This window comes from Catenulispora sp. MAP12-49 (assembly GCF_041262705.1).
In the GTDB taxonomy this organism is placed as follows: Bacteria; Actinomycetota; Actinomycetes; order Streptomycetales; family Catenulisporaceae; genus Catenulispora.
Genome location: NZ_JBGCCP010000003.1, coordinates 532,585 through 552,952 on the forward strand (window position 1 = coordinate 532,585; position 20,368 = coordinate 552,952).

The window sequence follows — 20,368 nt, forward strand, 5'->3', positions numbered from 1 at the left end:
TGACGGCCCGGCACAGGACGCGGTGGCGGGTCCGGGGGCGGGGTTGAGCCGAATTGGCGAGTGGGCGGCCGTGGCGGGGTCGGGCAACAGTCGGGCGCCGTTCCCTTTCAGCGCGTCGTAGTTCTGATACACAGAACGTGTGACGACTGAAGGCCAGGGCCCCGGCCCGCTGCCGCCCGGCTGGTACGCCGACCCCTCCGGGGCCCCGCAGGTGCGCTTCTGGACCGGGACCGCATGGACCGAGCGCACCCGGCCCGACGTGCAGTCCTGGGTGCACGGCCCGCGCCTGGTGGACGTGCCGGGGGTGTTCGCCTACGGGCGCGACCCGGCGGCCGCCGCCGCGGTCCGGGTCAGCCGCGAGTCCCGGCAACGGGCCCTGCGATACCTCCTGTACGCACCGCTGGCCGGGGTGGTGCTGGCGGTGCCGGCGTCGATCATCCTCACCACCATCGGCCTGAGCGGCGCGCTGCTGTGGCTGGTGTACCTCGCCGCGGTGCTGGGCGCCTGCGGCTGGGCCGGGGGCTGGGTGCCGGTGGGCCGGGTGCTGTGGGAGCAGCACGGCGACCGCGTGCGGGCCCTGGTGGGCGCGGCCAAGAAGCGCAAGGCCCCGCCGCCGCCCAAGCCGGACATGTGGACGGACCTGCGCCAGGCCGGGCATGTCGCGGCGGCCAGCCGGCTGGACTCGGCCGCCGACCACGGCGAGCTCACCGACGTCGACTACGTCCGCGTGGTCCGGGTGATCCGGCAGGCCCGCGGTGACCAGGACCGGCTGGCCGCGGTGGCCGCCGAGATCGAGGACGCCGGGCCGCACGCCTGGCTGCACCCCTCCGGGCAGCGCGACCTGCCGGCCCGGCTCGGCGAGCACGACCTGATGACCGGCCAGGTGCGCCTGGGCGTGGCCTCGGTCTCGGCGAAGAACCCGGCGACCCACGCCGGCCAGACCTTCGCCCTGGACGCCGAGGTCCTGCGCACCTCGCTGCTGGTGATAGGGCCCACCGGCAGCGGCAAGACCCGCAGCTTCGCCCGGCCCATCGTGGAACTGCTGGGCCTGCAGACGCTGACCAACATGGCCTCGGTCGTGGTCATCGACCCGCACGGGGACTACGCGCTGCCCGGCTTCTTCGACGTGGACATCGACCCGCTGGACCCGGACTCGGAGTGGGGCTTCGACCTCTACGGCGGCGCGCGCAACCCGGCCGAGGCCGCCGACCGGCTCGCCGGCGCGCTGCTGCCGCCGGGTGTGGAGCCGGAGGCCGACGCGGCCGCGCACAACGGCCTGGACGCCGCGCTGAGCTGGTTCCGCGAGCGCGAGGGCCGCTACCCGACGCTCAAGGAGCTGATCGCCGAGCTCACCGAGGGTGGCCCGCGGCTGCTGGTGGAGCGGCTGCGGCTGCTGGACCGGCCGGCGCTGGTCGAGCTGTTCGACGGCAGGGGCGGCCGGAAGTTCTCGATGCGGCAGATCGACAAGCCCGTGCGGGTCCGCATCGCGCTGCCGGAGGGCGCCTACCCGCAGGCCGCGAGGATACTGGCGCGCCTGGCGGTCTCGCAGTTCGTACAGACCGTGTCCGCGCCGGACGTCGACCGGTCGATCTTCAAGGGCCTGATCGTCGACGACGCCGGCCGCTTCGTGGACGAGTACGTGGTCCAGGGCCTGCAACGGGCTCGCGCGGCCAACGCCGGGCTGATCCTGCTGGCCCAGTCCATGCGCGAGTTCCCCGAGGACCTGCGGGCCACGGTCTTCGCCAACACCGGCTGCAAGGCGGTGTTCGCGGGCATCGACCCGCAGGACGCCACCTACATCGCCGATTTCTGGGGAAAGCAGTGGGTCGCCGAGACCACGGTGACCACCGGCCAGGAGAACACCACCCGCTCCGGCACCATCACCGGTCCGCCGGAGCGCTCCCGCAGCGTGAAGTCGATGGGCCGCAACGCCAAGCGCCCCGGCCAGCTGCTGGCGCTGACCGGGGGCTCGTCGGTGGCGCAGCAGCGCTCGGTGTCGACCAAGCCGGTGGAGCGCTACGTCTGGTCGCCCTCGGAGATCATCAACGAGATCCCGACCGGCCACGCGCTGGTGTCGCTGGCCACGGCCGAGGGGTTCCGGACCCCGCCGGTGCTGGTGGACCTGCGGGGATAGCGGCCCCCCCGGCCGGCCGCCCGGCCGAGGGGCGGTGCTCAGCCGGAGCGCCAGGTGACGGTGAAGTCCCCGGCCGCTGAGAGCGGGCCGGGCGCCGCCTTGGTGGTCCCGCCGTTCGCCATGGTGATCGGGTCCGGCCGGAACGACCCGAGCGGGGTGCCGTTCGCGCTGGCGCCGTTGAAGGCCACCGTCCCGAAGTCGGACAGCGGCAGCACGCCGCCGGCGTCGGATGGCGCCTCGGCGATGACCTCGGCCGAGGCCAGCGCCGGGTTGTTCAGCTGCGCCTGGACGGTACGGGTCCAGCCCTTGGTCCGGTCGGCCAGGACCAGGGTGAAGTGCCCCGACCCGCCGGAGGTGACCGAGGTCTGCATGGCGTCGCCGGGGGAGATCGGGCTCGACAGGTCCACCGGGCCGTTGGGGTACATCTCGTACCACGTCGAGTACACCGCGCGGCCGCCGGAGCAGTCGGACTCGGTGCCGATCTGCTCGACCGAGTTGCTGCCGTCGCCGTCCAGGCCGATCCAGAACGAGGCGTACGAGGTCTGCGACCGGCAGGTGACGGCCGGCTCGGTCCAGCCGGCGCTGACCGAGCTGTAGCCCCCGCCGGTGGCGGCGTACCCGGACCAGTTCGCGGAGGTGCTGTCGCGGAAACCGTGGACGACCGCCAGGGCGGTTCCGTCCACGACGACCGCGGGCGCTGCCGGGGTGGCGAGCAGGGCAGCCGATATTGCGCCGGACAGCGCTACGGCGGCCGCGGTCCGGCGGCGGGGAGAAGACATCCTGTGTCTCCAATCTCTGTGAGCTGAGATGGAGACTAGGTAACTGTTTTGCAGATGTCTGCCATAAAGGCGGCGAAAGACCGATTCGCCAGGTTTCGCCCCACTTCGCCGCCTCCGCGCCTACGACCTGCTTGTCTTACTTCGCCGTCTCCGGGCCGGATGCCCGCCGCGAGTGCGTGGCCAGGCCGCGCAGCATCAGGTCCAGCCCGAACTCGAACCGGCCGTCCGGGCCGCCGGTCTCGAACAGCGGGTCGGCCAGCGCCACCAGGTTCGGGAAGACCGCGACCGGCAGGGCCTTGAGATAGGTCTTCATCTCATCGGCCCAGTTCTCCATGTCCTGCTCGGAGGCCTCGCCGTGGATCGAGTAGCGGATGTCGTCCTCGAAGACGCTCGCCACCACGTACAGCGAGACCACGTCGCCGGCCCAGGCGGCCACCTTGTCCGGCAGGTCGCCGGCCCGCAGCACGCCCATGAAGCCCTCGATCAGCCGCATCCCGTTCGGGCCCATCGGCACTCGGCCGAGCATGGCGCGGGCCAGGCCGGGGTGGGCCTGAAGGATACGGCGGGTCGTGCGCATCATTTCGCGGAGCTGGTCCACCCAGTGGTCCGGGTCGGGCTCGGCGAAGTCCGCGTCGCCGAACACCCGGTCGATGCACAGCTTCAGCAGCTCGTCCTTGTTGGCGACGTGCGCGTACAGGGACGCGGCGCCCGTGCCCAGCTCCGCGGCGACGTGGCGCATGGACAGCGCGTCGTAGCCCTCGGTCTCCAGGATCCGCAGGGCCGCGTCGACGATGGCCTCCTGGCTCAGCGGCGTGCGCGCGGGCGCCTTGGCCTTGCGTGTCGCGCGCTCCCACGGGGGCGTCGGGACGCCCGGAGTCTCGTTCGGTGCTGCCGGCTTGGCCATCGGGTCTGGCTCCCTTCCTCTACCGAACACTGTACGCCTGACGAACGCTGTTCGGAAGTACGAACAGTGTTTGACTCGAACGCCGTTCGCGTGTAGAACGGTGTTCGTAGAGATGCGAACGGCGTTCGTCAGCGAAACCGCCGCCACGATCCGAGGTTCGCGATATAGCTTGACATCCAGCACACGAGATATATCGTGAACATACGCGCCGACGAACGCCGTTCGCTCGTCTCGAACGATGTTCACCCGGATAAGCCGCAGCCACAGTCTTCGCCCGGAGGGGGCCCATCATGACCAGCACCATCGACACCTCGAACCACACCGTCGACCAGCCCGAGGGCCCACCGCCCGACGCAGGCCGAGAACAGGCGCAAAGTCCGGCCAAGTCCAAGCTCGGCAAGGCCGTGATCCTGGCGCTGTTCGCGATCATCGGCGCCGACATCATGGACCTGCTCGACACCACGATCATGAACATCGCCAGCCCGGTCCTGCGCACCGACCTCGGTGCCTCGACCTCGGCGCTGCAGTGGATCGTCGCCGGCTACACCCTGGCCTTCGCGGTCATGCTGACCACCGGCGGCCGGCTCGGCGACGTCTTCGGCCGCAAGCGGATGTTCATGGTCGGCATCACCGGCTTCATGGTCGGCTCGACCCTGTGCTCGCTGGCTCAGTCCTCGGGCGAGCTGATCGGCGCGCGCATCCTGCAGGGCGCCTTCGCCGCGGTGATGATCCCGCAGGGCCTGGGCATGCTGCGGGCGATGGTGCCGGCGGACAAGATGAACTCCGTCTTCGGCATCTTCGGCCCGATGATGGGCCTGGCCGCGACCTTCGGCCCGATCCTGGGCGGCTGGCTGGTCGGCGCCGACCTGTTCGGGCTGAGCTGGCGGGCGATCTTCCTGGTCAACATCCCGGTCGGGATCATCGCGCTGACCTTCGGCGCCAGGGTGCTGCCGCACGACGACCACGCTCAGGGCGGGACCAAGCCCAAGCTGGACATCATCGGCATGCTGCTGGCCACCGCCGGTGTCATGCTGCTGGTCTACCCGCTGGTCCAGGGCCGCGAGTCCGGCTGGCCGGCGTGGATGTTCGCCATGATGGCCGCCTCCGTCCCGACGTTCGGCGTCTTCGCCCTGCACCAGCGGCGCCGCAACGCCGCCGGCCGCGACCCGTTCGTGGTGCCGACCGTCTTCCGCAAGCGCTCGTTCGTCAGCGGCATCGCGGTGCTGTTCTCCTTCTCGGCGGCGATGAGCGGCGTGTTCTTCGTCTACACCCTGTTCATGCAGATCGGCCTGCACTTCACCGCGCTGCACGCCGGCCTGACGATGCTGCCCTGGTCCATCGGCACCATCGCCTCCATGGGCGCCTCCCAGGCGCTGATGCCCAAGATCGGCCCGCGCCGCACGCTGCAGACCGGCATGCTGGTGATGTCCCTCGGCACGGTGATCTCCGCGCTGCTGGTGCACAGCTACGGCGCTACCACGACCAGCGTCACGCTGATCGCCCCGCTGCTGGTCTCCGGCATGGGCATGGGCCTGATCTTCGGCCCGATCTTCGGCAGCGTCCTGGGCGACCTGGACGACGCCGAGGTCGGCTCGGCCTCCGGCCTGCTCAACGCGATGCAGCAGCTGGCCGGCGCCTTCGGGATCGCCGCGCTGGGCACGGTGTTCTTCGACAAGGCGGGCTCGCTGATGACCAGCGTCCCGACCGCCGCGGTCCTGGTGTTCGCGATCAGCGCCGCCATCCTGGTGGTCGCCTGGGCCGTCGCGTTCTCGATGTCGAAGCACACGCAGGAGGCTGAGGGGCACTAAGGGCAGACGCTGTGGGCCGGTGTCAGATGCAGACCGGCCCGTCCCCTCCCAGGAGTCCGAGGAAGGCCTTGCCTTCCTCGGCTCCGCTTTTAGATCGGCACAGCGTCCATGCTGCGTGGCCGAGGAACCAGTCGCGGTAGGCGATCTCGGCGTTCTTCTCGCTGCCGCCGGGGACGACCGACAGAAAGTAGTCGATCTCCGAGAGCTCGTACTCGGCGTGGCAGAGCGGGAACAGCAGCGGCAGCGCGGCGGATTCGGCGGCGCTGAGAGGCCGGACGGCCTTGTAGGCGTCCAGGAACTGCTGGAGCTGATGCGTGGACACCGGGGCCGGGGCGCCGTCGCGCAGGCCGACCCAGTCCACGGCGAACCGCTCGATCGCGATGGCCAGGTCGTAGGCGGCGGTGGTGCGGTCGGCGAGACCGAAGTCGAGGACCGCGGTGACGGCCGGCTGGTCGCGGCCGCTGTCCCACAACAGGTTCGTGCCGTGCCAGTCGTTGTGGGTCCACAGCGGCGCCAGGTCGTCGCGCAGCGGCGCCAGCCGCCGGTGGAAGGGGAGCATGAGGCGCTCAACGTCCGAGCGCCAATCGCGGGCCGCCAGGAAGTCTCCGAGCTGTGGCCGCTGCGCCGCGATCTGCTCGATGGCCGCGATCGGGTCCCCTGAGCCGAAGACGGAGAAGCCTGATTTCAACGGCCGCCACGGCCGGGCCGGGGCTTCGTAGCCCGCAGCGGCGGTGTGCAGGCGGGCCAGCATCGTTCCGGCGGGTGCGGCGTGATCGCTCGGGTCGTAGGGCGACCAGGAGAAGGTGCTCTGATACAGGTCCTCGCCGATGCCGAGGTTCTGGACCTCGTAGACGAAGTCGCCGCGGACTCCGGCGGTCCGGGCTTCCGGGACCGGGATCCCGCGCTCGCGCAGGTGGTCCATGAAGCCGTGCTCCTCGGCCAGCGCCTCGGGTGTGCGCAGGCCCAAGGGCAGCCGCTTCACGATCAGGCGCCGGCCGTCGGCCAGCAGGATGCGTGCCGTGGTGGACAGGGGGCGGGGACTGCGCCACTGGATCCCGGCGATCTCCTCGCCGAGGACAGCCTCGATCTCGGGCCGAGCCAGGCTCGGCCAGTCCCGCCGCACGACCGACTCCGCCCCCATCCCGAAGACGAGGTCGTCGCCGTCTTCGCTCACGCAGCCGCCCCGCGCCGCCGGTCGACCGCCACGATCGCGCCGGTGGCCAGCGCCGCCGCGGCGAAGGAGTACAGCGAGGCCGAGGCCCACCAGCCGGGGTGCACCCCGACCCAGTCCTGGACGTGCATCCAGCCGTGCGCCCACCAGTCCACCGAGCCCGGGTTCAGCACCTGGTAGACCACGAAGCCGATGGCCCACGGCAGCAGCATGACCGGCCGTGCCGGGGAGCGCTCGGACAGGTCCCAGCGGCCCTGGCGGCCTCGGCCCAGGAAGTAGTCGACGCCGAGCACCGCGGCCAGCGGCACGAACACCGAGCCGATCAGCCCCAGGAAGTAGGAGAAGCCGCCGAGGTCGTGGACGAACAGCGCGATCACCGTCACCAGCACGCCGACCCCGCCGGCCAGGATCCGCCGGTCCACCCGGGGCAGCAGGTTCTGGATCGACATCGCGGTGGAGTACACGTTGGCGAAGGACTGGTCCGACTCGCGCAGCACCAGCACCAGGAAGAACAGCCAGCCGGCGGTCACGCCGAGCATGGTGTGGAAGACATCGGCGTTCGGCGCCTGCAGCAGCGCCACGATGCCGATCGCGTAGCACCAGAACTGCGTGATGCTGTAGCCCAGCACCGCCGCGCCGCCGGCCTGGCGGGAGCTGCGCGCGTGCCGCATGTAGTCGGCGGCCATCGGCAGGAAGGACACCGACAGCGCCAGCGCGGCGTCCACGGCCGGGAAGAAGCCGCTCCAGGAGGTGCCGGTCTGGTGCGGGATCGGATTCCGCAGCAGCTGGACCGTGAAGTAGAGCATGGCCACCGCGACCGCGCCGGTCACGTACTTGCGCAGGACGCGCAGCACCGACAGCGGCCAGATCGCCATCGACGTGCACAGCGCCCCGGCGGCCAGTACCACCAGCGGGCGCGGGATGACGTGGGTGTGGGGCATGGCGTACACGCCCTGCGCGATGACCGTGATCTCGTACACGCCCCAGCCGATGAGCTGGAAGATGTTCGCCAGGCTCGGCAGCCAGGACAGCTTGGTGCCGAACAGGCCGCGCAGCACCGCCATCGACGGCGCGCCGGTGCGGGTGCCGACGACGCCGGCCAGCGCGGTCATCATCATGCCGACGACCGTGCCCAGCGCGAGGGCCAGCAGCGAGGCCGGGACGGGCAGCGGCGAGTAGCCGGTGGGGATCAGGACCACCGCGGCGGAGGAGAACCCGATCAGGCTGACGCCCAGGTTCGCCCAGAACGCGGCCTGGTCGCTGAAGGACAGAGTGCGCGGCGCCTCGGTGGTGAGGAGCAGCGGCGCCTCGGCGGCGGGGGCGGCGTCGGCCGACGTGGTGGTGGTCGTCATAGCGTGCTTCATAGTACGGGGAGGAGCACCGCTGTTCGAAGGGCGATCAGCGGCGATGCCCGCAGGGACCGGCGACGTAGGCTGGGGCTGTGCCCCCGACGATCGCCTCCCTGCTCGCCGACCGACCTCTGGGCCTGCGTCTGCTCACCACCGAGGGGCCGGCCGGGGACACCTCGCGCGAGGTGCGGTGGGTGCACACCACGGAGCTGAACGACCCGGCGCCGTTCCTGGAGGGCGGCGAGCTGCTGCTGACCACGGGGATGCGCCTGGCCGACCCGGGGTTCGATCTGGAGGCCTTCCTGTCGGGGCTGGTGCGGGCCGGGGTCGCGGGCCTGGGGTTCGGCGTCGGGCTGAACAACGCCTCGGTGCCCGAGCGCTTCGCCGCCGCCGCGTCGGCGCACGGCCTGCCGGTGCTGGAGGTGCCGAAGGCGACGCCGTTCATCGCGATCGCCAAGTCGGTGTCCAAGGCGCTGGCGGCCGAGGAATACCGCGCTATCACCGAGGGGTACCGGACCCAGCAGGACCTGGTGAAGTCGGCGCTGGCCCACGAGCCGCAGCGCTCGCTGGTGCGCTCGCTCGTGCGCGGCCTGGGGCCCGGCGCGTGGGCGGTGCTGGCCGCCGCCGACGGCTCGGTCCTGCACAGCGCGGGACCGGTGCCCGGGCTGGACCTCGCGCCGGAGCTGGCCCGGCTGCGCGGCCACACGCTGCCCAGCAGTTCCTCGATCCTCACCGAGTCAGGGCACGTCGAGGTGCACGCGCTCGGCGCCGGCAAGCGGGTCAGGGGCTTCCTTTCGGTCGGACTGCTGGAGCGCACCAGCGGGCCGGACACGACCGGCCGCCAGATCCTGGCCGTCGCGCTCACCCTGCTCACCCTCGGGGTCGAGCAGCCGACCAAGGACGTGACCGTCGCCGAGCTGACGCTGCGCCGCGCGGTGGTGCGGCTGCTGCTGGCCGGCCACGTCGACGCCGCGCACGAGGCCGCGGGGGAGCTGCGGGTGCCGTTGCCGCCCGAGCCGGTGCGCGTCGCGCGCGACTCGGTGCGCGACGAGGCGGTGTCCGACCGGGAGTTCGTGCTCGAAGAGGACGGCGAGCGCGTGCTGGTCGCCCCGGCCGACTTCGAGGGCTTCACCGGCGGCGTGTCGGACGCGATCGGCTACGCCGATTTCGGGCGCGCCTACCGGCAGGCCGGCGAGGCGCTGGCGACGGCGCGCAAGACCGGCCGGCCGGCGGTGTACTTCGCCGAGTCCGGCTCGGGGCTCGCGGCACTGTTCGAGGACCAGGGCGTCCGGGACTTCGCGGCCGGCGTGCTGCGGCCGCTGGTCGAGGCGGACCGCTCGGAGCTGGTGCCGACGCTGCGCGCATGGCTGGCGCACAACGGCCAGTGGGACTCGGCGGCCGCGGAACTCGGGGTGCACCGGCACACGGTGCGAGCCCGGATCGCGCGGGCCGGGGAGCTGCTGGGGAAGGACCTGACCGCCGCCGATTCGGCCGACGCACGGATGGAGCTGTGGCTGGCGCTGCGGGTGCGCGAGGGGTAGCAGCAGCGGGACAGAGGAAATGCAGTCGCACGGCCGCACCCGACGTGGTTGGGTCGGAGGATGGCCGCTCAGCTTGTCGCCCTCTGCGTCGACGCGCACGATCCGCTCAAGCTGGCCCGGTTCTGGGGCGGCGTCCTGGGCTGGCAGCAGGCTGACGATCGTGACGGCATCGCATTGATCCCGGACGACGACACCGGGTTCCGTCTCAGGTTCCTGCCCTCCGAGGCGGAGAAGGACCGGCAGAACCAGATGCACTTCGATCTGACGAGCGCTTCCCCCGAGACGCAGCAGCGGACGGTCGGGCGGGCGCTCGAACTCGGCGGGCGGCATCACGACGTCGGGCAGGGGCCGGACGCGACGCACGTGGTGCTCGCCGATCCGGAGGGCAACGAGTTCTGCGTGATCGCGGCGGGGAACAAGTTCCTGGCCGAGTGCGGATTCGTCGGGGCTCTGGCGAGCGACGGTTCGCAGCAGGTCGGGTACTTCTGGAGCCGGGCGCTGGACTGGCCGCTGGTGTGGGACCAGGACGAGGAGACCGCGATCCGCTCGCCGCACGGCGGTCCGAAGATCACCTGGGGCGGCCCGCCCTTCACGCCGAAGACCGGGCGGAACCGGCTGCGCTTCGACCTCGCCGCCGACGGTGACCTGGACCCGGAGCTCGACCGGCTCGTCCGGCTCGGCGCCGCCCGCGCCGACTCGGGCTCCGGTCCAGGTCCGCAGGGCGAAGTCGAGATGGCCGATCCGGACGGCAACGAGTTCACCGTGTGGCCCTGATGGCACAGCCGCCCCCGTCGACTGGCCACCGCGTACACCGGCGGGATCCCCTGCCCGCGCCTACCCTGAATTCCATGACTGAGCAGGCAACGCCGTTCTGGATCGCGGGTAAGCAGGTCGCGGGGACCGACAGCTACGAGGTGCGCTCGCCGTATGACGGCCGCCTGGTGGCGACGGTCTCGGTGCCGACCGAGGAGCAGGTGGAGGAGGCCGTGGCGGCGGCCGTCGCGTCCGCCAAGGAGACCGCCGACCAGCCCGCCTTCGTCCGCGCGGCCGCGCTGGACCACGTCTCCCGGCGCATCGCCGAGCGCGCCGAGGAGATCGCGGCGATCATCACCGCCGAGAACGGCAAGCCCCTGAAGTGGGCCAGGGCCGAGGTCGGCCGCGCCGTCTCGGTCTTCCGCTGGGCCGCCGAGGAGGCGCGCCGCTTCAACGGCGAGCTGCAGCGCCTGGACACCGACGCGAACGCCGCCGGGCGCACCGCCATCACGCGGCGCTTCGCGCGCGGGCCGGTGCTGGGGATCGCGCCGTTCAACTTCCCGCTGAACCTGGTGGCGCACAAGGTCGCGCCGGCGATCGCGGTGGGCGCGCCGATCGTGCTCAAGCCCGCGCCGGCCACGCCGCTGAGCGCGCTGCTGCTGGGCGAGCTGCTGGCCGAGACCGACCTGCCGGCCGGGTCGTGGTCGGTGCTGCCGGTGCCGAACGACCGGATGGCCGCCCTGACCGCCGACCCGCGGCTGCCGGTGGTCAGCTTCACCGGCTCCGGCCCGGTCGGCGCGATGATCGAGGCGCAGGTGCCGCACAAGCACGTCACGCTGGAGCTCGGCGGCAACGCCGCGGCCGTGGTGATGGCCGACTACTCCTCGGAGAAGGACCTGGACTGGGCCGCGCAGCGGATCGCCGCCTTCTCCAACTACCAGGCCGGGCAGTCCTGCATCTCGGTGCAGCGGGTGTTCGCCGACCGCGCGGTGTACGACAAGCTGGTCGAGAAGGTCGTCAAGGCGGTCGAGGCGCAGAAGACCGGCGACCCGGCCGACGGCGCCACCGACGTCGGCCCGATGATCAACACCGCCGCCGCCGAGCGCGTCGAGGCCTGGGTCGAGGAGGCCGTCGGCGCCGGCGCCACCCTGCTCACCGGCGGCGGCCGCGACGGTGCCAGCTACGAGCCCACCGTCATCGCCGGGGCCCCGAGCCACGCCAAGGTGGTGACCGAGGAGGTCTTCGGCCCGGTGCTGGTGGTCCGCGCCTTCGACGGCGCGGACGAGGCGGTCCGGCTGGTCAACGACTCGCAGTTCGGCCTGCAGGCCGGCGTCTTCACCAACGACCTGCACACCGCCTTCCGCATGCACCGCGATCTGGAGGTCGGCGGGGTCGTGATCGGCGACGCCCCCAGTTTCCGCGCGGATCAGATGCCGTACGGTGGTGTGAAGGGCTCCGGTGTGGGCCGCGAAGGCGTCAAGTACGCCATGGAGGACTACACATATGAGCGCGTGCTGGTGCTGACCGGGATCGACCTGTAGCGATCCCGATAGGCAGATACAGACCGGCGCACGTTCGGCCCCCTGATCCGACTCCCTCACCGGATCAGGGGGCCACTTCATGCTCCGGCGTCCCCCTCCGACGCCGGACGCGGGGCTTGTGCGCCGCCTACTTCCCCGCCGCCTCGATGTCCGCCTTCACGCCCTCGTGGAACGACGGGTACTGCGGCTGCCACCCCAGCTGCTCCTTGGCCTTGGCGTTGCTGATGATCCAGCGGCCGGTGATGAAGCAGTTCAGGTAGGGCATCGGCTTGGTCATCCAGGCCGGGAGGGTGCGCGGGGTCTTCGTCTGGAAGGCCGTCGCGATCTCCAGCGCCACGTTCGCGAACTGCGTCGGGGTGTCGTCCACGACGTTGTACGCCTCGCCGCCCTTGCCCCGCTCCAGCGCGGCCACGGTGGCGCTCGCCGCGTCGGCGAGGTGGACGAAGGAGTTGGTGCCGGCCTTGACGATCGGGAGCTTGCCGGCCTTGAGGATCTCCACCGAGGAGTAGGTCGCCTCGGCGCCGTAGAACAGGCCGTAGCGCAGGGCGATGCCGTCGATGCCGGGCTCGGAGAAGGCGATCTGCTCGTTGCGGAGCATCGCGTCGCCGTGCCGGGCGAACGCCTTGCGCGGGGAGGGGCCGAAGAAGGCGTCCTCGGTGATCGGGGCCGCGCCGAGGTCGCCGTAGCCGTAGCCGAAGATCATCGACTGGGTCAGGAAGCGGTGGGCGCCGGTGGCCTTGGCCGCCGCCATCAGGTTCTCGGTGCCGACCGTGCGCAGGGCGTTGGTGACGTCCATGTCCTTGTTGCGCATCGGCGGCTTCTTCAGAGCCGTCAGCTGGCTGATGACCGCGTCGAAACGCTGACCCCGGACTGCGGCGAGCAGTCCGTCGTGGTCCATGACGTCGGCGACCACCGCGCCGGCGCCCATGGCCTCGATCGCGCGGACGCCGTCGGGGGTGCGGGTGATGCCGACCACCTCGTGGCCCGCGGCGATCAGGGCCGGGGTGAGGACGCGGCCGAAGACGCCGCTGGCACCGGCGAGCAGGATACGCATGGTGAGCTCCTTGGAATCGGCTCGGCGGCTCTCTCCGCCGTTCTCGATGGCAAGGACGGGCCCGGTCCGGGATCTGTGACACGGGCCCCTGTGACCTGCGTCACGGAGTGTGATCCCAGGTCAGCCCGCTTCGCCCTCCAGCGCGCGCACCCCGCTCAGCTTCTCCGGGTTGGCCATCGCGAACACCGTCCGGATCTTGCCGTCCTCGTCCAAGTCCAGCGCGTAGACGTAGAGCACCTTGTCGTCGGCGTAGGCGATGAGCGCCGGGTCGCCGTTGATGCCGATCGGCGCGATCTCCATGCGGATGGCCATGCCGTCTTCGACGAACTTCTCGTACTTCTTGGCGATGCCCAGCAGGAACCGGGAGACGTTGTCCAGCCCGACCACCGGCCGGGTCGCCGCTTTGACCACGCCGCCGCCGTCGGAGATCACCGTGACCTCCGGCGAGAGCATCTCCAGCAGCGGTGCGACGTCGCCGCCGACGCAGGCCGCCAGGAAGCGCTCGGCGATGCTCTGCCGCTTGACGTCGTCCAGCGGGTAGCGCGGGCGCTTGTCGTGCACGTGGTTGCGGGCCCGGACCAGCAGCTGGCGCACCGCGGCCTCGGTGCGGTCCAGCATCGCGGCGATCTCGGCGAAGCTGTAGTCGAAGGCCTCGCGCAGCACGAACACGGCGCGCTCCAGCGGCGACAGCGTCTCCATCACCAGCAGCATGGCCAGCGAGACGGTGTCGTCCAGGACGACGCGGTCGGCGGCGTCCGGGGCGGTGTCGACGGCGTCCCGGGTCAGGACCGGTTCCGGGAGCCAGGGCCCGACGTAGGACTCCTTGCGGGTCTGGGCCTTGCGCAGCTGGTCGATGGCCAGCCGGGTGGTCACCGTGACCAGGAAGGCCTTCGGGTCCTCGACCGAGGCGTAGTCGGCGGCGCTCCAGCGCAGCCACGCGTCCTGCACCACGTCCTCGGCGTCGCTCCAGCGGCCCAGCACGCGGTAGGCCACGGACGTCAGCAGCCTGCGGTGGGCGTTGAAGACTTCGGCGGCTTTGGTGTCGTCCCACGTGGGGAGGTCCTGGTCCACGACGGCCAGCCTATTACCGGCGTGAGCATGGACGCTTGGCGCGGTGTGGCCTACCGTGCGCGGCATGACAGCTCTGGGGAAGATCGCACTGGTGACCGGTGGCGGGAGCGGGATAGGCCGGGCGACCGCGGAGCTGTTCGCGGCGCGCGGCGCGGCGGCGGTCGTGGTGGTGGACCGGACCGAGGCCGGGGAGAATTCGGGGCCGGAGACGGTCGAGCTGATCCGTAAGGCCGGCGGGACCGCGCTGTTCGTGCGCGCGGACGTGTCGGTGGAGGCCGAGGTCGAGGCGGCGGTGGCCGCGACGCTGGCCGAGTACGGCCGGCTTGACGCGGCGGTGAACTGCGCCGGGGTCGCCGGGACCGGGGCGAAGATCGGGGACACCTCGCTGGAGGACTGGAACCGGGTCCTGGGCGTGAATCTGACCGGGGTGTTCCTGTCGCTCAAGCACGAGATTCGCGCGATGCTGCCGAACAAGGCCGGGACGATCGTGAATATCGCCTCCGCCGCGGGCCTGGTCGCGGTGCCGTATCTGTCGCCGTACTGCTCGTCGAAGCACGGCGTGCTCGGGCTGACGAAGACCGCGGCGCGCGAGTACCGGAACTCGGGGCTGCGGATCAACGCGATCTGCCCCGGGGTCGTCGACACGCCGATGATCCGCACCTCGGCCGAGGAACGGCCGGCGGTGTCCAATCAATGGCGGGAGAACACCGGAGCCCGCGCCGGAGGCGCTATTGAACACAGCGTGGGGCAGCCGGAACAGATCGCCGCGGCGGCGGTGTGGCTGTGCTCGGAGGAGGCGTCCTTCGTCAACGGGGAGTCGATGGTCGTGGACGGCGGGACCATCACGCGATAGAGCGGGGCGGAGCAGGGCTCGATAGCGTGTGGTCATGCGCATAGACCTGCATGCCCACACCACCGCCTCCGACGGGACGTACGAGCCGGCCGAGCTGGTCGCGATGGCCGAGGCGGCCGGCCTGAACGTGGTGGCGATCACCGACCACGACGGGACCGCCGGCTGGCCCGAGGCCCGCCGGGCGCTCCAGTACGGGCGGGACGCCGGGGTCTGGTCCCACATCCAGACCGTGGTGCCCGGCGTGGAGATCTCGTGCAAGATCCACGGCATCGGCCTGCACATGCTGGGCTACATGTTCGACCCCGAACACCCGGACCTGGCCGCGGCGCTCGCCGAGATCCGCGAGTCCCGCACGCACCGCGCCGAGGCGATGGTGGCGAAGGCCCAGGAGCTGGGCGCGCCGATCACCTGGGAGCGGGTCCAGGAGATCGCCGACGGCGGCGTGGTGGGCCGGCCGCACGTGGCCTCGGCGCTCGTCGAGGCCGGCGTGGTGCCCTCGGTCGACGCGGCGTTCACGGCGGACTGGCTCGGCGAGGGCGGCCGCGCGCGGGTGGAGAAGCTGGACATGGACCCGATCCGCGCGATCACCCTGGTCAAGGCGGCCGGCGGCGTGACGGTGATGGCGCACTCGATGGCCTGGCGGCGCGGCCCGGTGGTGTCCGAGGCCGACATCGCGGCGTTCGCCGAGGCCGGGATGGACGGCATCGAGATGAACCACCCGGACCACGGGCCCAAGGAGCGCGATCAGGTGCGCGCGCTGGCCAAGGAGCTGGGGCTGCTGACCACCGGCTCGTCGGACTGGCACGGCTCGCGCAAGCCGAACATCCGCCTCGGCGACGAGACCACGGACCCGGCTGTCTACGAGGAGCTGGTCGCGCGGTCGAGCGGGACTCAGCCTTTCTGAGGCGGCCTTTGTGGCTCAGCCCTTCTGACCTTTCCCGCCCGACCCTTCTGAGGCGGCGGTTCCGGCCCGGCGGCTGGATCCGCGGCCTCAGTCGTGCCGCGCCCAGAAGCCGGCGAGCAGCCGCGCGGTGGCGGCGGGGTTCTCGGCGGCGGGGGAGTGCGCGGCGTCCTCGATCAGGACGAGGTCGGTCCCCAGGCGTGTGGCCGTCTCCTTCTGGAGTTCGACCGGCCAGGCGTCGTCGCCGACCCCGGCCGCCACGAGGATCGGCAGACCGGCGGCGGCGAGCTCGTCGGTCCGGTCGCCGGCCCCCAGGATCGCGGTGCCCATGCCGACGAACATCCCGGTGTCGTTGCTCTCGAAGCGCCGCTGCAGGAACGCGCGCACGGCCGGGTCCGGGTGCTGCGGTGCGCCCTCGGCCGCGGCCATCTTCTGCATCTCGGCCCAGATTTCGGCCGACGTCATGAACCCGGCGGCGGCGACCAGGAGCTTCGCCTGCTCGGCGGAACGGCCCGGGATGGCACCGGGGCCGGAGTCCAGGAGCGCGAGGCTGCGGACGCGGCCGGGGTGGGCCAGGGCGTATTCGCGGGCCACGAGGCCGCCGAAGGAGTGGCCCATGATGTGCACGGGGTGCTCCGTGCCGCCGGTGAGGTCGTCGACGACCTCGGCCAGGTCTTCGGCGAGCTGGACGAGTGTGTAAGCATCCGGATCCTCAGGCCCCGCCGACTCGTTCTGCCCCCGCTGGTCCAGGGCGACGACGTCGTACCCGGCTTCCGCCAGCGGCTCCAGCACCGCGACGAAGTCTTCCTTCGACCCGGTGTAGCCGGGCACCAGCACCGCGATTCCGCGCAGGGAAGCCCCGGCGGGCGGCGTGGCGCGAAGCGCGGCGAGCGGCCCGCCCGCGGTCGGCAGCTGGACCGCGACGGTGTGAGGCGGCAGGTCGACGAAGGGCGGGGTGCTCATGGGGACGAGGGTAGTTGACCGGCGTCGGGCGTCGCCGATCGCGTCCGGTATCAGGGCTTTCCCGCGACCGGCTCGCCGACCCGGACCAGCGTGGCGGATTCGGCGCGAAAAACGCCGACGGCCCGAGCCTCGCAAGGAGGTCTCGGGCCGTCGGCGCAGGTGACTACGAGTTGTAGTTGCCAGTCACGGCGACGCCGGTGGCGGTCAGGCCTTCGCCGTCGCCGAGGGCGCGGCGGGTGCGCTTCGGCTTGCCCGCGTCGGCCCCGGTGGCCTGCGCCGGGACGGTGGCCTCGGCGGCGGCCGGCTCGGCAGCCTTCGAACGGCTGCGGGTCCGGGGCTTGGTGACCGGTGCGGCGGCCTCGACGGCCTCGACGGCTTCGATGGCCTCGACGGCCTCGGCGCTGCCGACGGCGGCCGAGTGCGGCGCGGCGGAGCCAGCCTCGGCGGTCTCCGGCTTCCGGCTCCGGGAGCGGCTGCGCTTCGGCTTGTCGGCCTCAGCGGTCGCGTCGGTCGCGTCGGTCGCGGCCTCGGTGGCCTCGGTGGCGATGCCGCTCGGCTCGGCTGCCTGAGCGACCTCGGCGGCGTCGGACCGGCTCCGCGTCCGGGTGCGCTTCGGCTTCTCGGTCTCGGGCGTCTCGAACGCGTCGGTGCCCGGCACGGCGGCCTGGGTGTCGGCCCCGGTGGTCTCGGCGGCGATGCTGCCCGCCCCGGCCACGTCGGACCGGCTCCGGGTCCGCGTCCGCCGCTGCTTCTCAGCCTCGCCGGCGTCCTCGACCGTCTCCACCTCGGCAACCTCGGTGACCTCGGCCACCGCGGTCTCCAGCTTCGCCCCGCCGCGGCTGCGCGTCCGGGTCCGGCTGCGCTTCGGCCGCTCGGCGCCGGACTCGTCCAGCACCTCGGCCGCCGCGTCGGAGGCCGTCAGCGCCTGGTCGGAGCCTGTTTCGTCGTCGGCTCGGCGGCCGGCGCGGGTGCGCACGCGCTCCCGCTTCGGGCGGGCGGGCCGCTCGGTGGTGCGCGTCGTCGTGGCGCGGGCGCGCACGCCGGCGCCGCGGCCGGTCTCGCCGAGGTCCTCGACCTCCTCGGCGGCCAGGCCCGCGCGGGTCTGCTCGGACTTCAGCAGCCGGCCCTTGGAGTCGGCCGGGATGTCGAGCTCGGCGAAGAACCACTCCGAGGTGGAGTAGGTCTCGCGCGGCTCGTGGAAGTCCAGCCCGAGGGTCTTGTTGATGAGGTTCCAGCGCGGGACCTCGTCCCAGTCCACGAAGGTGACGGCGGTGCCCGACGCGCCCGCGCGGCCGGTGCGGCCGATGCGGTGCAGGTAGGTCTTGTCGTCCTCGGGGCACTGGAAGTTCACCACGTGGGTGACGCCCTCGACGTCGATGCCGCGGGCCGCCACGTCGGTGGCCACCAGGACGTCGACCTTGCCGTTGCGGAAGGCGCGCAGCGCCTGCTCGCGGGCGCCCTGGCCGAGGTCGCCGTGCACGGCCGCGGCGGCGAAGCCGCGGGAGTCCAGCTCCTCGGCGACCTTGGCGGCGGTGCGCTTGGTGCGGCAGAACACCATGGTCAGGCCGCGGCCCTCGGCCTGCAGCATGCGGGCCAGCATCTCGGTCTTGTCCAGCGCGTGCGCGCGGTAGATCCGCTGGGTGGTGTTGGCCACGGTGGTGCCGGTGTCGTGCGGGTCGGCCGCGCGGATGTGCGTCGGGCGGCTCATGTACTGCCGCGCCAGCGCGATGACCTGGCCCGGCATCGTGGCCGAGAACAGCAGGGTCTGGCGGTCGTTCGGAATCTGGGTGACGATGCGCTCGACGTCGGGCAGGAAGCCCAGGTCCAGCATCTCGTCGGCCTCGTCCAGGACCAGCATGCGCACCCCGGACAGGTCCAGGTGCCCCTGCTTGGCCAGGTCCAGCAGCCGGCCCGGGGTGCCGACGACCACGTCGACGCCCGCCGACAGCGCGGCGATCTGCGGCTCGTAGGCGCGCCCGCCGTACACGGACTGCACGCGCGCGGCCATGACCTTGCCGGCCGCCGCGAGGTCCTCGGTGACCTGCACGGCCAGCTCGCGGGTCGGCACGACCACCAGGCCGAGCGGACGGCCGGGGTTGCCGGTCGGCGCGGGGCCGGCGGGCTTGCGGCCGCGGCCGCGGGGGCGGCGGCCGCCCCGGGAGGCGGCGCCGGTGCCCGCCGCGGAAGCCGCGGCGGTGGAGTCGGTGGTGTCGGCGCTTTCGGCGGCGGCATCGGCGGACTCGGACGCCACGGCGCCCGCGCCGAGCGTGCCGACGGCGGCGTTCTCCGCGGCCGACGCGGCGGCGGCGATCTCGCGCACCATCCGCTGCAGGACCGGGATGCCGAACGCCAGCGTCTTGCCGGTGCCGGTCTTCGCCTGGCCGATCACGTCGGCGCCGGTGAGCGCGACCGGGATGGTCGCGGCCTGGATCGGGAAGGGGGTGATGATCCCGCCGGCCGACAGGGCCTCGGCGATCCGCTCGTCGACGCCCAGGTCGCGGAAGGTCTTCTCGACGATCTGGGGGGTGGTTTCGGGGGTGGCCTCGGCGGTGCCGGAGCCTTCTTCGATGTCGTTCTCGATGTCGTTAGTGACAGCGCTGATGATGTATGCCTCTTCTGTTGAGCGGCACTGCGCGAGGGGCCAGCACGGTGCTAGGTGTGCTGCTTGCGTACGTGCTCGCGTCGACCCCGGTGATGAGTCTTCCGGAGGAGCGAGCGACCTCGCGGCTTTGTGGGGATCCGCTGTGGATCCGGTTTGCCGCAGTGGGTCGGAGCCGATCGGGCCACCGACCGGGCATCCTGCTAGTCACGGACAGTGTACCCGACGGAAAAGACCTGAATAGACTGCCCCTATGACTTCTTCGGCGACCGCCATGTCGTATGAGATCGCTGTCACTGACTTTCTGGGTTTGGTCGCATACGGAGAGCTCACGGCGTTCGAACGGTTGGCCGCCGACTCCTCGCTGGCCCCGACGCTCGAGGGCAAAGCACAGGTCGCGGGCATGGCGGCGGCGGAGTTCGACCACTTCCGGCGGGTCCGGGACCGGCTGACCGAGCTCGGCGCTGATCCCACCGAGGCGATGGAGCCGTTCGCCGGGCCGGTCGACGCCTTCCACGAGCACACCAAGCCCTCGGGCTGGCTGGAGTCGCTGGTCAAGGCCTACATCGGCGACACGCTCACCGCGGACTTCTATCGCGAGGCGGCGCGGTACCTGGACCCGGACTCGCGGGCCGTGGTCGAGGGCGTGCTGGAGGACCTGGGGCACAGCGCGTTCGTCGTGGAACACGTGCGGGCCGCCATCGAGCAGGACCCGAAGATCGCCGGACGGCTGGCACTGTGGGGCCGCCGGATCATGGGCGAGGCGCTGACCCAGGCGCAGCACATCGCGGTCCGGCGTGCGGCGCTCGCGGCGCTGCTGGCCGGGGTGCTGACGGCGCCGGACTGCGAGAACACCGTGGACCTGGCCGAGTTCGGGAAGATGCTGACGCGGCTGACCGAGGCGCACGGGGCGCGGATGGCGACGCTGGGGCTCAGCGCGTAGCCGC

16 protein-coding genes are annotated in these 20,368 nt (G+C 72.1%); 8 read left to right on the forward strand and 8 right to left on the reverse strand.

Annotated features, from left to right (window positions below):
* Window positions 1–139 precede the first annotated feature (139 nt).
* Complete coding sequence (locus ABIA35_RS09555; RefSeq protein WP_370338063.1) at window positions 140–2,134, forward strand: DUF2510 domain-containing protein; 1,995 nt, start codon at window positions 140–142, stop codon at window positions 2,132–2,134.
* 38 nt (window positions 2,135–2,172) lie between these two features.
* On the opposite strand, the gene ABIA35_RS09560 is transcribed toward ABIA35_RS09555, so the two are convergent.
* Together ABIA35_RS09560 and ABIA35_RS09565 are read right to left on the reverse strand one after the other, a co-directional pair.
* Window positions 2,173–2,913, reverse strand: a complete 741-nt coding sequence (locus ABIA35_RS09560) for a G1 family glutamic endopeptidase (RefSeq protein WP_370338065.1) — start codon at window positions 2,911–2,913, stop codon at window positions 2,173–2,175.
* A gap of 136 nt (window positions 2,914–3,049) precedes the next feature.
* Window positions 3,050–3,817 (reverse strand): TetR/AcrR family transcriptional regulator, encoded by a 768-nt coding sequence (locus tag ABIA35_RS09565; RefSeq protein ID WP_370338067.1) that lies wholly within the window; start codon window positions 3,815–3,817, stop codon window positions 3,050–3,052.
* A 290-nt stretch (window positions 3,818–4,107) separates the two neighbouring features.
* Here ABIA35_RS09565 and ABIA35_RS09570 point away from each other — a divergent pair, with 290 nt between their 5' ends.
* Complete coding sequence (locus tag ABIA35_RS09570; RefSeq protein ID WP_370338069.1) at window positions 4,108–5,625, forward strand: DHA2 family efflux MFS transporter permease subunit; 1,518 nt, start codon at window positions 4,108–4,110, stop codon at window positions 5,623–5,625.
* Between the two features lie 22 nt (window positions 5,626–5,647).
* On the opposite strand, the gene ABIA35_RS09575 is transcribed toward ABIA35_RS09570, so the two are convergent.
* Window positions 5,648–6,799, reverse strand: coding sequence for a phosphotransferase enzyme family protein (locus tag ABIA35_RS09575; protein ID WP_370338071.1), 1,152 nt, complete (start codon window positions 6,797–6,799; stop codon window positions 5,648–5,650).
* A complete protein-coding gene (locus ABIA35_RS09580; RefSeq protein WP_370357590.1) occupies window positions 6,796–8,148 on the reverse strand; it encodes a cytosine permease in 1,353 nt (450 codons plus the stop codon). The genes ABIA35_RS09575 and ABIA35_RS09580 overlap by 4 nt, the downstream gene beginning before the upstream one ends.
* Window positions 8,149–8,237: 89 nt before the next feature.
* On the opposite strand from ABIA35_RS09580, the gene ABIA35_RS09585 reads away from it, so the two are divergent.
* The 3 genes from ABIA35_RS09585 (at window position 8,238) to ABIA35_RS09595 (ending at window position 11,980) form a co-directional block, all read left to right on the forward strand.
* A complete protein-coding gene (locus tag ABIA35_RS09585) occupies window positions 8,238–9,686 on the forward strand; it encodes a PucR family transcriptional regulator (RefSeq protein WP_370338075.1) in 1,449 nt (482 codons plus the stop codon).
* A gap of 60 nt (window positions 9,687–9,746) precedes the next feature.
* Window positions 9,747–10,460 carry a VOC family protein gene (locus ABIA35_RS09590; protein ID WP_370357591.1) on the forward strand — a complete coding sequence of 238 codons (714 nt, stop codon included), beginning with the start codon at window positions 9,747–9,749 and terminating at the stop codon, window positions 10,458–10,460.
* A gap of 74 nt (window positions 10,461–10,534) precedes the next feature.
* Complete coding sequence (locus tag ABIA35_RS09595; RefSeq protein WP_370338078.1) at window positions 10,535–11,980, forward strand: aldehyde dehydrogenase family protein; 1,446 nt, start codon at window positions 10,535–10,537, stop codon at window positions 11,978–11,980.
* 127 nt (window positions 11,981–12,107) lie between these two features.
* Here ABIA35_RS09595 and ABIA35_RS09600 read toward each other — a convergent pair whose 3' ends face one another.
* Complete coding sequence (locus ABIA35_RS09600) at window positions 12,108–13,034, reverse strand: NAD-dependent epimerase/dehydratase family protein (RefSeq protein WP_370357592.1); 927 nt, start codon at window positions 13,032–13,034, stop codon at window positions 12,108–12,110.
* A 120-nt stretch (window positions 13,035–13,154) separates the two neighbouring features.
* Window positions 13,155–14,105 carry an RNA polymerase sigma factor SigJ gene (gene sigJ, locus ABIA35_RS09605; RefSeq protein ID WP_370338082.1) on the reverse strand — a complete coding sequence of 317 codons (951 nt, stop codon included), beginning with the start codon at window positions 14,103–14,105 and terminating at the stop codon, window positions 13,155–13,157.
* A 64-nt stretch (window positions 14,106–14,169) separates the two neighbouring features.
* On the opposite strand from sigJ, the gene ABIA35_RS09610 reads away from it, so the two are divergent.
* Window positions 14,170–14,958 (forward strand): SDR family oxidoreductase, encoded by a 789-nt coding sequence (locus ABIA35_RS09610; protein WP_370338084.1) that lies wholly within the window; start codon window positions 14,170–14,172, stop codon window positions 14,956–14,958.
* A 34-nt stretch (window positions 14,959–14,992) separates the two neighbouring features.
* Window positions 14,993–15,862, forward strand: coding sequence for a PHP domain-containing protein (locus tag ABIA35_RS09615; protein ID WP_370338086.1), 870 nt, complete (start codon window positions 14,993–14,995; stop codon window positions 15,860–15,862).
* 87 nt (window positions 15,863–15,949) lie between these two features.
* On the opposite strand, the gene ABIA35_RS09620 is transcribed toward ABIA35_RS09615, so the two are convergent.
* Together ABIA35_RS09620 and ABIA35_RS09625 are read right to left on the reverse strand one after the other, a co-directional pair.
* Window positions 15,950–16,822: an alpha/beta fold hydrolase gene (locus tag ABIA35_RS09620; RefSeq protein ID WP_370357593.1), complete on the reverse strand. Its 873-nt coding sequence runs from the start codon at window positions 16,820–16,822 to the stop codon at window positions 15,950–15,952.
* Window positions 16,823–16,985: 163 nt separating this feature from the next.
* A complete protein-coding gene (locus ABIA35_RS09625; protein WP_370357631.1) occupies window positions 16,986–19,340 on the reverse strand; it encodes a DEAD/DEAH box helicase in 2,355 nt (784 codons plus the stop codon).
* A gap of 334 nt (window positions 19,341–19,674) precedes the next feature.
* On the opposite strand from ABIA35_RS09625, the gene ABIA35_RS09630 reads away from it, so the two are divergent.
* Window positions 19,675–20,364, forward strand: coding sequence for a ferritin-like fold-containing protein (locus ABIA35_RS09630; protein WP_370357594.1), 690 nt, complete (start codon window positions 19,675–19,677; stop codon window positions 20,362–20,364).
* Window positions 20,365–20,368 lie beyond the last annotated feature (4 nt).

What these genes read in the sequence shown, in the direction of transcription:
- ABIA35_RS09560 (WP_370338065.1), bottom strand. Translation starts at nt 2,913, where the DNA reads ATGTCTTCTCCCCGCCGCCGGACCGCGGCCGCCGTAGCGCTGTCCGGC.
- ABIA35_RS09565 (WP_370338067.1), bottom strand. Translation starts at nt 3,817, where the DNA reads ATGGCCAAGCCGGCAGCACCGAACGAGACTCCGGGCGTCCCGACGCCC.
- ABIA35_RS09570 (WP_370338069.1), top strand. Translation starts at nt 4,108, where the DNA reads ATGACCAGCACCATCGACACCTCGAACCACACCGTCGACCAGCCCGAG.
- ABIA35_RS09580 (WP_370357590.1), bottom strand. Translation starts at nt 8,148, where the DNA reads ATGACGACCACCACCACGTCGGCCGACGCCGCCCCCGCCGCCGAGGCG.
- ABIA35_RS09590 (WP_370357591.1), top strand. Translation starts at nt 9,747, where the DNA reads ATGGCCGCTCAGCTTGTCGCCCTCTGCGTCGACGCGCACGATCCGCTC.
- ABIA35_RS09595 (WP_370338078.1), top strand. Translation starts at nt 10,535, where the DNA reads ATGACTGAGCAGGCAACGCCGTTCTGGATCGCGGGTAAGCAGGTCGCG.
- ABIA35_RS09600 (WP_370357592.1), bottom strand. Translation starts at nt 13,034, where the DNA reads ATGCGTATCCTGCTCGCCGGTGCCAGCGGCGTCTTCGGCCGCGTCCTC.
- ABIA35_RS09610 (WP_370338084.1), top strand. Translation starts at nt 14,170, where the DNA reads ATGACAGCTCTGGGGAAGATCGCACTGGTGACCGGTGGCGGGAGCGGG.
- ABIA35_RS09615 (WP_370338086.1), top strand. Translation starts at nt 14,993, where the DNA reads ATGCGCATAGACCTGCATGCCCACACCACCGCCTCCGACGGGACGTAC.
- ABIA35_RS09620 (WP_370357593.1), bottom strand. Translation starts at nt 16,822, where the DNA reads ATGAGCACCCCGCCCTTCGTCGACCTGCCGCCTCACACCGTCGCGGTC.
- ABIA35_RS09630 (WP_370357594.1), top strand. Translation starts at nt 19,675, where the DNA reads ATGACTTCTTCGGCGACCGCCATGTCGTATGAGATCGCTGTCACTGAC.